Here is a 12,905-nt window from a genome sequence, read left to right on the forward strand (position 1 = left end):
CCGCCCGTTCAGGCCCCATTACAGGGGCCTCGTATCACCCGCTAAGGCGGCGCTTAGCGCACGGGCCAGCCGTACATCAGGCCGCCATCACGGTACGACGCATTCAAGCCGCGCGACAGCTTCAGCGGGCTGCTGGGGCCCAGGTTCTTTTCAAAGCTCTCGCCGTAGTTGCCGATGTGCTTGATGATGTTGTAGGCCCACTTGTCGTCCACGCCCAGGTTCTTGCCCATGCCCGGGGTCACGCCCAGCAGACGCTGCACATTGGGATTGGTGCTTTTCAGCATCTCGTCCACGTTCTTCGACGTGATGCCATATTCCTCGGCCTCAAGCATGGCGAACATCGTCCAGCGGACCACGTTGAACCATTGTTCGTCGCCTTGGCGGACCATGGGGCCCAGCGGTTCCTTCGAGAAGTTCTCCGGCAGGATGTCGTACTTTTCCGGGTTCTCGAGGTTGGTGCGGGCGGCGGCCAGCTGCGACTTGTCGCCGGTGAACGCGTCGCAGCGTCCCACCGCGAAGGCGCGGATGATCTCGTCCAGGCGTTCCACCACCACCGGCTTGAAGACGATGTTCTGCGAGCGGAACCAGTCGGACAGGTTCAGTTCGGTCGTCGTGCCGGGCTGCACGCACACGGTCGCGCCGTCCAGTTCCTTGGCGCTCTTCACGTTCAGGGACTTGTTCACCATGATGCCCTGGCTGTCGTAGTAATTGACGCCGACGCCGATCAGGCCCAGGGTCGTGTCGCGGGTCAGCGACAGGGTCGTGTTGCGCGGCAGCACGTCCACTTCGCCGGATTGCAGCGCGGTGAAACGCTGCACGGCGCTGACGGCCATGATCTTGGATTTGGCGGGGTCGCCAAACATGGTGATGGCCAGCGCGCGGCACAGGTCCACGTCCAGGCCGATCCAGCCGCCCTTGCTGTCATTGACCGAAAAGCCGGCCACGCCGGTCGAGACGCCGCACTGGACAAAGCCCTTGTTCTTGACGCTGTCGAAAGTCACGCCGGCCGTGGCGGCCCAGGACGAAAGAAATAAGGCGGTGCCTGCCGCAACGTGTTTGAGTGCTTTCATGGTGTCTCCGCGCGATGGGCGCATTGGTATTCTGTCGGCCGCGGGCCGAGGTGCGCGGAATGGTAGCCACGCCGTCTGGGCGGGAATATCAGGGAATTCCCGTTAAATCCACTGGGCGGAATTTAAGGGGGATAATTCTTGCCGGGCCGACACAGGGGCGATAAATGAATCAGAAAGATCCACCGGAAGACGCCGGCGACGGCGGCCGGCCCCGGCACCGCCCGGGGCGTGGCTTCGTCAAGCAGCAGGTGCAAGGCACGTGGCGCGAACTGACCCGCGTCAATGCCAGCGACCGGCGTTGGGAAATGCCGCTGGCGGCCGCGCTGTCGTCCGGCTTGCCATTAATGGTGGGCGCGTATTTTGGCCGCATGGACTATGGCCTGATGTCCAGCCTGGGCGGCATGGTGTTTCTCAGCCTGCCCAATACTTCACTTGCGCAACGGATGATGATGTTGCTGGCCGCCTCGTTCGGCATGGTGGCCTGTTACGCCGTTGGCGCGCTGACCCAGTTCTGGCCGACCGCGATGATTGCTGCGCTGACCGTCATCGCCATCCTGGTGAACATGGTGTGCCGCTGCTATCGGCTGGGGCCGCCGGGCAGCCTGTTTTTCATCATGGCCACCGCCATTGCCGCGTATACGCCCGGGCATATCGAAGATGTGCCGATGCGCGTCGGCATGGTCGCGCTGGGATGCCTGGTGGCCTGCCTGGTAGCGTTTGCGTATTGCCTGCACATGACGCGCGTGGCGCCACCGCCGCCGGAAGCCGCGCCGCCCAAACCCACATTCGATTTTGTTGTGTACGACTCGGTCATCATCGGCCTGTTCGTGGGCATTTCCTTGCTGGTGGCCGAATTACTGCAACTGCCACGCCCCTATTGGGTGCCGGTCAGTTGCCTGGCGATTATCCAGGGGGCAAGCCTGTGGGCCGCGTGGAACCGGCAGCTGCATCGGATACTGGGAACGGCGGTAGGTTTGTGCGTGGCGTGGGCGTTATTGAGCCTGCCGTTGAATGTGTGGACGCTTGCCTTGGTGATGATGGCGCTGTCATTCGGTATTGAAACGCTGGTGGTCAGGCACTATGCCAGCGCGGTAGCGCTGATTACGCCGCTGACCATATTCCTGGCCGAAGCGCCGCATCTGGGGCAGGGCTATCCCGCCGACGTCATTGAAGCGCGGTTTGTGGATACGGTCATTGGCGCGTTCATCGGGGTGCTGGGCGCCGTGTTGCTGCATAACCAGCGCATCCGGCCACGCCTAAGCCGGTGGATGCGTGCGGTGCTGCCAAACCGGGTGAACTGATTGCGCTGGCTCGGGCCTGCGGATGTCGCCCGTTGCCCTTATGTTGCCGTAGCGTTTATCCGCCCGCAGCCGCCAGCCCCGCCACGCAATAGGGGCAATCGGCATCCGGCGCGGTGGCGGGCACCGTGGCCCCTTCCACCGCCGCCCGATGCAAACATTCATGCGACAGCCACTGGCTCAGGCGGTCATAGCTTTCCATGTTGCTGCGCCAATTCGGCGCGCACAGGTAATACCCCAGCGGGCTTTCAAACGTGCGGTCGAACACATCGACCAGCTGTCCCGTCGCCAGTTCCTTTTCGATCAGGCAATGCGGCATCAAGGCCACACCAAAGCCGGACGAAGCCGCCTGGATAATCATTGAAAACAGATTGAACCCGGGGCCAAAGCGCGCGCGGTCATAATCGCCGATATACGTCGAGAACCAGTATTCCCAAGACAGCGGAATCTCGATGTGCTGTAGCAGCGTGCACTGCTTGATATCTTCCAGGCTGTTGATGGGGTGCTGTTCCAGATAATCGCGCGAACACACCAGGCGGGTTTCACGCCCGGTCAGGTACTTGGCATCGCCATCGTGCCAATCCCCGTAGCCATACTGAATGGATGCATCGAAATCCAGTTCAGTGCTTTTGTAATCCGCCACGCTGTAGCGCACGAAGTTGACCGAGATATCGGGATTGAAGGCGCGAAACGTCTTCAGCCGGGGAAACAGCCACTGCGCGGCGAAAGTGGGCGCCGCCGATACGTTCAACGACTTGGCCGACTGCTGCGTGGCCATGACCTGCGACGTGGCGCTTTCCAGCGTATGCAGCGCGGGCCGGATCAGGCTGAGATACGTGGCGCCCATGCGTGTCAGCTGCAAGCCATTGGTGGCGCGGATGAATAGCGCGTGGCCCAGATAGCTTTCCAGCGTGGCAATGTGCCGGCTGATCGCGCTTTGCGTCACGAACAGTTCCTTGCCCGCCTTCGAGAACGACAGATGGCGTGCCGCCGCGGTGAACGCGTTCAACTCGGACAGGGTGGGGCAGCGACGTCTCATGGTGGTGTGCGGAATCCGGCTATGCGTTGCGGATAGGGAATGCGGATACGTAATCCAGATATGCAGCCGTGTGGGCGTGAGTCCCGCAAAGGGGGTATGAGTAAAGCTCATAAGGCTGTTCGAATTTGTGTCGAACGCCTAAGGGGAGACCCGGTATCGGACGTTTGGATTGTACCGGTAGAGTTCGCCATGCTGAATTTCCTGCATGTTGAACAGATAGCGTGATTTATTTATGAAGCCGGTTGTTGTTAAGAATTGCAAGATCTTGAATACCCGATCATTGGTCCTCGAAGACGCGGCCAACGTATTGATCGAAGACGGAATGATCTCCCGCATCAGCGCCGACGACCTGACGGTGCCCGACGCCGAAGTGGTTGACGCCAAGGGCATGACCTTGATGCCGGGCATGATTGACTGCCACGTGCACGTGGTGGCCTCGTCGTTCAACCTGGGCCGCGTGGCGGCGCTGCCGAATGCGCTGGCGCTGCTGCGCGCGCTGCCCATCATGCAGGGCATGCTGGACCGGGGCTTCACGTCGGTGCGCGACGCCGGCGGGGCGGATTGGGCCTTGGCGCAAGCCGTGCTGGATGGCGTGGTCGATGGCCCGCGCCTGTTCTGCTCGGGCAAGGCCTTGTCGCAGACGGGCGGCCATGGCGATTTCCGGCCGCGTAACGACGAACTGGACCCGTGCCCGTGCTCGGTCAAGATCGGCAACATCGGCCGCGTGGTTGACGGCGTCGACAACTGCCGCCTGGCCGTGCGCGAAGAAATCCTGAAAGGCGCCACGCAGATCAAGGTCATGGCGTCGGGTGGGGTGGCGTCGCCGAACGACCCGATCCAGAACCTAGGGTTTTCAGAATCCGAGCTGATCGCCATCGTTGAAGAAGCCAGCAATGCCAACACCTATGTGATGGCGCATGCCTACACGCCGCGCGCCATCACGCGTGCCGTGCGCTGCGGCGTGCGTACCATTGAACACGGCAACCTGGTTGACCGCGAGGCAGCCGAGGTAATGAAAGCACACGGCGCCTACATGGTGCCCACGCTGATCACCTACGAAGGGCTGGCCAATGACGGCGAGCGCTATGGCCTGCCGGCCGACTCGGTCAAGAAGATCGCCACCGTGCGCACGCAGGGCTTGAAGGCGCTGGAAATTCTGGATGAGGTCGGTGTGAAAATGGGCTACGGCAGTGACCTGCTGGGCGAAACCCACTACATGCAAGCCGACGAGCTGCCCTTGCGCGCCCGCGTGCTGGGCAACGCCAAGGTGATCCAGCAAGCCACGTTGATCGGCGCCGAAATCCTGAACCAGGAAGGCCTGCTGGGCGAAGTCCGCGAAGGCGCGCACGCCGACCTGCTGCTGGTCGACGGCAACCCGCTGGACGACATCGCCCTGTTGACGCAGCCCGATTCCATCAAGCTCATCATGAACCGCGGCTTGTTGCACAAGAACGCCTGCTGACGTTCTTTCACCCTTACTCCCGGAAATCTTCACCATGTATTCCGTATCGGACCGCCTGGAGCGGCTGCCGTTTTCCAGCTTCCATTTCAGGTTGCTGATGATCGGCGGCCTGGGGCTTGCGTTTGAAGCGCTGGACGCCGGCATCATCGCCTTCATCATCCCTTCGTTGCGCACGCAGTGGGGCTTATCCACCGGCCAGATCGGCTGGATCGCCAGCAGCACGTACGTGGGCTTTCTGGTGGGCGCGCTGTTCTCGGGCATCCTGGGTGACCGCTACGGCCGCAAGAAAATCATGATGTGGGCGTTGATGCTGTTCTGCGTCGCCACGTTCATCAACGCGTTTGCGCGCAACTATCACGAGTTCTACATCCTGCGCATGATCGCCGGCATTGGCATGGGGGCAGAAGGCGCCATCATCGCGCCGTACCTGGCCGAATTCGTCAGCAGCAAATACCGTGGCCGCTTCACGGGCGCGCTGGCGGGCTTCTTTTCGTTCGGCTTCGTGCTGTCGGCCTTGCTGGGCTATTTCATCGTTCCGATGAGCGACGACGGCTGGCGCTGGATCATGGTGATTGCCTCCGTGCCGGTGGTGTTTTTGCTGTGGTGGCGCAAGTCGCTGTTTGAATCGCCGCGCTGGCTTGAACACACCGGCCAGACCGCCGAAGCCGACCGCATCTGCTCGGCCATCGAGGCCGAAGTGCAGCAGAAGCTGGGCCATCCGCTGCCCACGCCCATCGCCACGCGCCGTGCCGCCACCGCCGCCGAAAACCCGCAAAGCGCGATGGACAAGCTGACGTCCTTGTTCTCGAAGACCTACCTGGGCACGACCGTGCTGGTGTGGGTGTTCTGGATCACAGTGCTGTTCTGCTACTACGCCTTCCTGGTGTGGATTCCCAGCCTGTTGGTCGAACGCGGCTTCACGATCACCAAGAGTTTCTCGTACACCATCCTGATCTATCTGTCGCAGATTCCGGGCTACTTCTCGGCCGCGTATTTCAACGACAGGATTGGCCGCAAATACACGATCCTGATCTACATGCTGTTGTCGTGCCTGTCGGCGCTGGGCCTGGCGCTGGCCAGCGGTGAACACCAGATCATCATGCTGAGCATGTTGCTGTCGTTCGGCATGAATGGCGTGATCGCGGGCCAGTACACCTACACCGCCGAGATCTATCCCACCTCCATCCGGGCGACCGGCATGGGCGCAGCGTCGGCCTTTGCGCGGATCGGTTCGATCGCGTCTCCGACCATCGTGGGCGTGGCGTATCCGGTGTTGGGCTTTGCGGGGGTGTTCGCGATGATGACGGCGATTCTGCTCGTCGGCGGCCTGGGCATCCTGTTCTTTGGCAAGAACACGCGCGGCGTCGTTCTTGAGGAGATCAACGCATGACGGCGCCGTCGGTGTTTTCGCCCTGGGCGGGCCACGCGCGCGCCCTGGGATTGGCAAGCAGCCGCGAGGCGCAGTGGCAGGTGGTGTCCGGGCTGCTGGAGGCGGCCTTCGGACATCGGCTGTTCACCGCGCTGCTGTATCTGGAAGAGCATCGTCTGATGAAGCGCCTGTACACGTCCGACGAAAGCATCAGCCCGCTGGGCGGCTTCAAGGCAACGGGAAATGGCCCTTGGTCGCAGCATGTGCTGGAGCAAGGACGTTTGTATGTGGCCAGCAACGAAGACGATGTGCGCTCGGTGTTTTCCGAGGCGTCGATGCTGATCGATCGTGGCCTGCAATCGGCATTGAACCTGCCCGTGCGGCACCAGGGCCGGGTGATCGGCTCGTTGAACCTGCTGGCTGGCCGCCATGCCTACGATGCGGCGGATCACGATCTGGCGGCGCTGATTGCCGGCCTGTGCGCGCCAATCTTTCTTGACGAAATGCGGGCTGCGCAGTCGGCGGCGGCGCAGGTGGATCGCGCTCAGCTCGATAGCGTCTGAGCGGGCTTGGCCAACGCGGCACGCACGACGTCGGGCGTGAAGGGCGCTTCATGGAAGCGCCGCCCGGTGGCGTCGAAAAGCGCGTTGGCGATGGCGGCGGGGCCGGGCACCGAGGCGGACTCGCCCGCGCCCATGGGCGCTTCGTCCTGGCGCGGCATCAACAAGACGTCGATGGGCGGCAGTTCCTTGAAGCCGATGATGGGGTAGCCGCCCCATTCACGGCTGGCCACGCCGGCGGCATCGAAATCGACTTTTTCAAGCAGGCTGCGGCTTAGCGTCTGATTGACGTTGCCGTGGATCTGGTGGCGCACGCCGTCCGGGTTCACGACCATGCCGGTGTCTTGGCCGACGACGATGCGTTCGACGTGGATACGGCCGGTGGCGGGGTCCACCCGCAGGTCGATGACCCAGGCGGCCCACGCGGCCCCGAAACCCGGAAACTTGCTGTGCACGTAGCGCGCGTAGGCGACGCCCCGGCCACGCAATTGGCCGTCGGGGTCGGGCGTGCCGCGGCTGCCTGGTGTGAACGGGTGCCATTGCGCGCGTTCGGCCGTGGCCTGGATCAGCGCGATGGCGCGCGTATCGTCCAGATGGCGCACGCGGTAGTCGACGGGGTCAGCGCCGGCGGCGTGCGCCAGTTCATCAATCATGCATTCATGCGCGAACGAATTGGGCAGCGCCGACACGCCACGCAACCACGACGCGCGCACCAGTGGCGCCATGTCGTGGCAGACCACGCGCCGGTTCGGGTAGCGGTACGGCGGCGCGGCCGTGCGGTCGCCCATTTCCAGCGTGCGGGGCTCGCCCGGGATGGCACCGGTCAGCAAGAGCGCCAGGATGGGCGCGTCGTTGGACGGATAGCGAACGGCGAAGTCGTAGGCCAGCAGATCGCCGTTGGCGTTGATCGCGGCGGCGACGTCCATCAATTGGCCCGTGCCCTTGGGTTCCCACTGGTGTTCCTGTTCGCGGGTGAGCTGCACGCGCACCGGCGCACCGACCGCGATGGACAGCAACGCCGCGTCGGCGCAGACGTCGTCGGCGCAGTTGCGGCCGTAGCACCCCGCCGCTTCCAGCCGCACAAGGTCTATCTGGCCTTCACCCAGTTTCAGCAGACGGTCCAGGTCGGTGCGCAGCATGTGCGGGTTTTGCGACCCCGTCCAGACGGTCAGGCGGCCATCGCGGAAGTCCGCGACGGCGCACGAGGGGCCGATGGAGGCGTGCATCTGGTAGGGCCAGACGTAGCTGCGACGTAGATGCGTGGCGGCGCCTGCGGATGCGGTATCGACGTCGCCGTCTTCGATCAGGGGGCGGGCGCGCGCCGGTTGGGCGCGGATGGCATCAGCCAGGTTGTCCAGGCGGGGCGCGGGGGGAATGGGCTTCCAGCGGACTTTCAGCGCGCGCATCGCGGCAATGGCCTGTTCTTCGCGATCCGCCACCACGCCGATGAAATCCCCCTGCGCCACGACCTGCACGTTGCCGGGCAGGTGGGCCACGGATTCCCGGTCCAGATCGATCAGGCAATGGCCGATGAAGTCGCCGGCGTCGCGTCCCGGATGGGGCGGTCGCACGACGCGCCCGTGGCGCATGCCCGGCACGCGCACATCGTGCACGAAGCTGAGTTCGCCGGTGGCCTTGGCCGGAATGTCCACGCGGGCGACGCCTTGCCCCACGATCCGGTAGTCTTCCACGGGTTTAAGGCGCACCGCCTGATCGGGTGGTGCCAGCATCAGCCGCGTGTGCTGGCCGCGCGCCAGTTGCCCGTAGTGCAATTGGCGCGGGTCGCTGCTGTCTGCCGGGCGGATCACCCCGTCGCGCACGCGCAGCGCATCGCGCGGCAAGTCCCACTGCCGCGCCGCCATGGCCAGCAGATGCTCGCGGGCCTGCGCGGCGGCGCGGCGTAGCGGAACCGCCGATATCTGGATGCTGGCGCTGGCAATCGTGGGCCCCTGATTGGGCGCGGTAGCCGTGTGGCCCAGCACCATGTCCAGGCGCGACATCGGAATGTCCAGCTCTTCAGCGACGATCTGGGCCAGGGACGTCTTGATGCCCGTGCCCAGGTCCACGTGGCCATTGAAGGCCAGCACGCGCCAGCCGGGTTCTGCGTCGTCGCCGAGTACCGCGATGAATATCTCGGGCGTCGCCTGCACGTAATCCGATGCGGTGCCGGGTTGGGCCCCGCGCCGGCCGGGGCGGGGCCGAGGGCTCGCGCACGATCAGCAAGGCGTCGGGGTGCGCAAGCAGCGTGCCGACCAGTACGTGAGGCTGAGGCAGGTTCATGGGGCAGGGGGCGTCCGGGCCGGAAAAGGGATTATGCCGCCATTACCCGGCATCAGACAGTGGGGCTGGCGCCAGGGCGTTGGTATCGGCGATTGCCTGATCCAGCGGCATGACGGCGGCGTACTTCTGCGCCATGTCGAACAGGTTGGCGTCGTGGGGAGCCAGGGCGCGGTCGCCGCAGCAGTCCGCCACGACCAATGGCCGAAAGCCTGCCTGCATCGCGTCCACCACGCTGGCCCGCACGCAGCCGCTGGTGACGCACCCGGCCACCAGCAGGGTCTGCACGCCGCGTTGCGCCAGCCATGGCGCCAGCATGGTGCCGAAGAAGGCCGATGGGGTGCTCTTGCGCACCACGTATTCGCCGGCGGCGGGGGCCAGTTCCGGCACGATGGCGCTGTTGTGGCTATGTTCCTTCAGTGCCAGCATGGCGGGCACTTTCAGGCAGAAGATGTTGCTGTCGGCATCGTCGTCCGAGAACACGATGCGGCTGTGCGCCACCGGCCAGCCGCGCGCGCGGGCGTGGGCCAACAGATGGCGCGTTTGCGCGATGGCTTCAGGAATGTTGCCACCGCCCAGCACGGCGGGGTCGGCAAAGCCGTTGACGAAGTCGACGATAAGCAGCCCGAACGGGGCTTTCAATGGCAACGGGGTGCCAAAGCCTTGCCGCGAATACGCGGAGATGTCGCCGGCGGCGCCTTGGGTGGGAATGGTCTGGGCAGCGGGGCTCATTTGTTTTCCTTGCGACGGGCGGCGCGGGCCAGCCCGGGTTCGTCCTGCACGACGCCGTGGATGACGACCGGCTGGTCGTCCAGTGCGACGCTGCAATGGCGCATGGGGATATCGATGTGGCAGGCGGTGGTGCGGCTGCCGCCGGCTTCGTTGTTGGGGCCCATGGACCACAGGAAGTTGCCCTCGAAGGCGCGGGCGTCCATGCCGATGTGGGCTTCCTTGTTGTAGTGGGCCAGCATGGACCATTGCGCGCGCGGTTGCAGGCCCCAGCCGATATGGGACACGGCGTACGCTTCCGGGTCTTCGTAGGCCGCCATGTATTCCTTCAGGATCTCGGCCTGCAATCCGCCGTTGATGCGGGTGACGTAGCCTTTTTCAATGACCAGTTCGATGGGCTCGGTCACGTAGTCTTTCATGGGCAGCAGGATGTCCCCGCGGTCCAGCACCACGCGCCCTTCGCTTTGGCCTTCGTTGGGCCACGTCAGCACAAAGCCGCTGGGCCAGTGGTCCCAGCGGCCGGGCTGGTCCACGAACCCGTATTCGGAGATCGCGGGAAAATCCCCCAATTGGCAGCGCAGGTCGGTGCCGGCGGCGGACGTGATGTGCATCTGGCGCGAAGCCTCGATCCGGCGCGCGGCAGCCTGGACGCGGGTGCGGTCGGCTTCCGTGGGCACCAGCCGGCACAGCACTTCGGGCGGTTCGATCGCCAGCAGGATCTTGGTGCCGGTCTGCAGGATCTGGTGTTGTTCCGGCGAAAACAGCAGCGTCATCAGGTCCAGCACCAGATCGCTGGCCGTCAACGCCGCGATGGCGGCCGGGTTGCCCGTCAGCGGCGTGGTGCCCAGGTAGGCCAGGGCGTCGCGGCTGATGGACTTGTCGGCATTGACCGGCGGCAGATCCAGCCGGTTGACGCGGGCGCCCATGTCGGTTGCGGCGGCGATGGCGCAGCGCAGGGTTTGCGGATGCGTGTCGGCGCCGGTAAGCACGGTGACGATCTGGCCGGCCTCTAGCCGGGAGAGCGCAAGCACCTGTTTCCAGGCGTGGATCAGGTCGATATCGCTGACGGACATGGGATTTCCTTGGGAAGGCGGCAGAGGGAAGGGATGGGCGGCGGTTCAGTCCAGCGGGGCGCCCAGGAAGTCGCCGAAGGCGGCGTAGAACCCGGCTTCGTTGTCCCAGGGAATCATGTGGCCGGCGCCGGGCACCCGCACATGCTGGGTCTGCGGCGCCAGGCTTTGCCATTCGGCCACGTCGTCGTCGCCGACGACGCCGCCCTTCTCGGCCGTCATCAGCAGCAGGGGCACGGCGATACCGGGCAAGTCGGCATGAATGTCGTCACGCCCGAAATCTTCGAAGCTCTGCACAATGGCGGGTTCATGGCAGGTGTGCAGCCACTGGGCGCGCAGTTGGCGTTGCGCGTCCGTCCAGGTGGGGCAGAACGCGCGCATGTCTTCGGCGGTCATGCCGTGGGTGGCTTGGCGGATGGAGTCCACGTACCAGGCCAGGTTGGCGGGATAGGCGCGGCGGCCCGGGCCGGATACCGGCGGGTCGACGATCACCAGGCGCGCCAGGCCCTGAGGTTTCTGGCCGGCGGCGCGCACGGCGATGCGCCCGCCCATGGAGTGGCCGACCAGCGCGTACTGGTCCAGGCCCAACGCCTGGGCGAAGGCCGTCACGTCGGCGGCTTGCGCGTCCAGCCCGTAGTCCAGCCCCGGGCCGGATGCCGACAACCCGCGTCCGCGCACGTCCAGCACATAGGTGTCGAATTGGCGGCCCAGGTGTTCGGCCACGAATCCCCACGTCACGGCGGGGCTGGTGATGCCGGGGATGATGATGACGGACACGCGTTCGGCGCGTTCGCCCGCGTTGCCGCCATAGCGAAGATAGTGCTGGCGGATGCCGTTCGCGTGGACGTGGCCGCCGTAGAGGTAGGTGCTGGCTGCGTGGCTCATTGTGCGTTCCTGGAATAGGGATATGCGCCCGAGAGCAGGGCGCCCGCGCCCGGCACCACCGGGTCCAGGCCCAGCTCTTTCAGGATCGCGTAGGTGGTGGCGATGGAGGCGGTCAGCACGGGTTTGCCTGTTTCGGCTTCGACTTGCGAGACGGCAGGCAGCGACGGCATCTGCACGCAGGCGGACAGCACGATCACATCGGCGTCGGCGACGTTCATGCCGGCAACGATGCCGGGCAGGCGGGCGGGGTCGTGGCGGCCCACTTCAAGATTGTCGGGAATTTCCAACGCGCGCCAGTCCACGATCTGGAAGCCTTCGGCGGCGATGTAGTCCATGACCAGTTCGGTCAGCGGCACCATGTAGGGCGCCACCAGCGCAATCTTCTTCGCACCCATGACGTGCAACGCGTCGACCAGGGCGCCGGCGCTGGTGATCACGGGCGCCGACGCGCCGTTCTCGGCCGTGCGCTCGGACAGGCGCTTCTGCGAGACCCGGTGGTAGCCGCGACCCATGGCCATGATGGCCACCAGGCAGGCGTAACCCAGCACATCGACCCGCGCGTCGCTGAGCTCCAGTGCGCAGCGGTCGCTTTCGGCGTCCATGGCGGCCAGTTCTTCCTTTTGCACCTTCTTCATGCGCATCCGGCTGGAATGGAAGGTGAAGCGGTTCTGGGGCCGAAGCGACGAATGCGCCTGCAGCATCGCGGGGACTTCGGTTTCCATGGTCGTGTTGGAACTGGGGACGATCTGGCCGATTCGAAAATTCTTCGTCATGGGGTGCCTTGAGGGGTGGGCCTAGGGTTTCCGATAAATTCAAAAGAAGCGTATACGCTCTATTCTTGCAAAGAGCGAGGCAGATAGCCAACCTGGTTTTCGTAGTGGTTTTCACCTAATACGGTGAAAAACATGCACTATTTTGGTGAGCTGTCTTCGGGTTTACGCGTGGATTGAAAAATTTGATATCTAAAAATGAAGTGTGTACTTCATAATTTTTCAAATTCCATGGCCGTGCGCCGGCGCTGCCGCGAGATGGCCCGCAACGTGTTCAAGCATTCACTTATCCAGTCATTCACCATTCAGCAAGGAGAAGCCCCGTGTCCACATCCCCCCGTATCGCCATCGTTGGCGCCGGTCTTGGCGGCGCCGC

The 12,905-nt window shown here is 64.4% G+C and carries 10 protein-coding genes and 1 pseudogene; 4 read left to right on the forward strand and 7 right to left on the reverse strand.

Annotation, left to right across the window (positions count from 1 at the left end):
• Positions 1-53 precede the first annotated feature (53 nt).
• Positions 54-1,070, reverse strand: coding sequence for an amino acid ABC transporter substrate-binding protein (locus ACE039_RS26365; RefSeq protein ID WP_105560070.1), 1,017 nt, complete (start codon positions 1,068-1,070; stop codon positions 54-56).
• Between the two features lie 164 nt (positions 1,071-1,234).
• Here ACE039_RS26365 and ACE039_RS26370 point away from each other — a divergent pair, with 164 nt between their 5' ends.
• Positions 1,235-2,371, forward strand: a complete 1,137-nt coding sequence (locus ACE039_RS26370; protein WP_485823756.1) for an FUSC family protein — start codon at positions 1,235-1,237, stop codon at positions 2,369-2,371.
• Positions 2,372-2,426: 55 nt separating this feature from the next.
• Here the strand turns inward: ACE039_RS26370 and ACE039_RS26375 are convergent, their stop codons facing one another.
• Complete coding sequence (locus tag ACE039_RS26375) at positions 2,427-3,407, reverse strand: LysR substrate-binding domain-containing protein (RefSeq protein WP_448709518.1); 981 nt, start codon at positions 3,405-3,407, stop codon at positions 2,427-2,429.
• A 232-nt stretch (positions 3,408-3,639) separates the two neighbouring features.
• Between ACE039_RS26375 and ACE039_RS26380 the strand changes: the two genes are divergently transcribed.
• The 3 genes from ACE039_RS26380 to ACE039_RS26390 are packed head-to-tail and all read left to right on the forward strand — an operon-like array spanning position 3,640 to position 6,801.
• A complete protein-coding gene (locus tag ACE039_RS26380; RefSeq protein ID WP_485823757.1) occupies positions 3,640-4,869 on the forward strand; it encodes a metal-dependent hydrolase family protein in 1,230 nt (409 codons plus the stop codon).
• Positions 4,870-4,903: 34 nt separating this feature from the next.
• Positions 4,904-6,259 (forward strand): MFS transporter, encoded by a 1,356-nt coding sequence (locus ACE039_RS26385; RefSeq protein WP_313458689.1) that lies wholly within the window; start codon positions 4,904-4,906, stop codon positions 6,257-6,259.
• Entirely contained in the window at positions 6,256-6,801 is a 546-nt protein-coding gene (locus ACE039_RS26390) for a GAF domain-containing protein (protein ID WP_485823758.1), read from the forward strand. The genes ACE039_RS26385 and ACE039_RS26390 overlap by 4 nt, the downstream gene beginning before the upstream one ends.
• Here ACE039_RS26390 and ACE039_RS26395 read toward each other — a convergent pair.
• The 5 genes and pseudogenes from ACE039_RS26395 to ACE039_RS26415 all read right to left on the reverse strand — a co-directional run bounded on the left by ACE039_RS26395 (position 6,783) and on the right by ACE039_RS26415 (position 12,532).
• Positions 6,783-9,078 (reverse strand): annotated as a pseudogene (locus tag ACE039_RS26395) (xanthine dehydrogenase family protein molybdopterin-binding subunit). The gene ACE039_RS26390 and the pseudogene ACE039_RS26395 sit on opposite strands and share 19 nt — an antisense overlap.
• 42 nt (positions 9,079-9,120) lie before the next feature.
• Positions 9,121-9,807, reverse strand: a complete 687-nt coding sequence (locus ACE039_RS26400) for an isochorismatase family protein (protein WP_310032173.1) — start codon at positions 9,805-9,807, stop codon at positions 9,121-9,123.
• Entirely contained in the window at positions 9,804-10,877 is a 1,074-nt protein-coding gene (locus ACE039_RS26405) for a 2,5-dihydroxypyridine 5,6-dioxygenase NicX family protein (RefSeq protein WP_485823759.1), read from the reverse strand. The genes ACE039_RS26400 and ACE039_RS26405 overlap by 4 nt, the downstream gene beginning before the upstream one ends.
• 45 nt (positions 10,878-10,922) lie before the next feature.
• The gene (locus ACE039_RS26410; protein WP_485823760.1) at positions 10,923-11,759 is read right to left on the reverse strand and encodes an alpha/beta fold hydrolase; all 837 of its coding nucleotides are present in this window, start codon (positions 11,757-11,759) and stop codon (positions 10,923-10,925) included.
• Positions 11,756-12,532, reverse strand: a complete 777-nt coding sequence (locus ACE039_RS26415) for a maleate cis-trans isomerase family protein (protein ID WP_485823761.1) — start codon at positions 12,530-12,532, stop codon at positions 11,756-11,758. Before ACE039_RS26415 ends, ACE039_RS26410 begins: the two co-directional genes overlap by 4 nt.
• Positions 12,533-12,905: the final 373 nt, after the last annotated feature.

This window comes from Achromobacter maghribensis, from assembly GCF_057334215.1.

Coding starts and splice junctions, on each gene's coding strand:
- ACE039_RS26380 (WP_485823757.1), top strand. CDS start 3,640: ATGAAGCCGGTTGTTGTTAAGAATTGCAAGATCTTGAATACCCGATCA.
- ACE039_RS26365 (WP_105560070.1), bottom strand. CDS start 1,070: ATGAAAGCACTCAAACACGTTGCGGCAGGCACCGCCTTATTTCTTTCG.
- ACE039_RS26400 (WP_310032173.1), bottom strand. CDS start 9,807: ATGAGCCCCGCTGCCCAGACCATTCCCACCCAAGGCGCCGCCGGCGAC.
- ACE039_RS26390 (WP_485823758.1), top strand. CDS start 6,256: ATGACGGCGCCGTCGGTGTTTTCGCCCTGGGCGGGCCACGCGCGCGCC.
- ACE039_RS26385 (WP_313458689.1), top strand. CDS start 4,904: ATGTATTCCGTATCGGACCGCCTGGAGCGGCTGCCGTTTTCCAGCTTC.
- ACE039_RS26370 (WP_485823756.1), top strand. CDS start 1,235: ATGAATCAGAAAGATCCACCGGAAGACGCCGGCGACGGCGGCCGGCCC.
- ACE039_RS26405 (WP_485823759.1), bottom strand. CDS start 10,877: ATGTCCGTCAGCGATATCGACCTGATCCACGCCTGGAAACAGGTGCTT.
- ACE039_RS26415 (WP_485823761.1), bottom strand. CDS start 12,532: ATGACGAAGAATTTTCGAATCGGCCAGATCGTCCCCAGTTCCAACACG.
- ACE039_RS26375 (WP_448709518.1), bottom strand. CDS start 3,407: ATGAGACGTCGCTGCCCCACCCTGTCCGAGTTGAACGCGTTCACCGCG.
- ACE039_RS26410 (WP_485823760.1), bottom strand. CDS start 11,759: ATGAGCCACGCAGCCAGCACCTACCTCTACGGCGGCCACGTCCACGCG.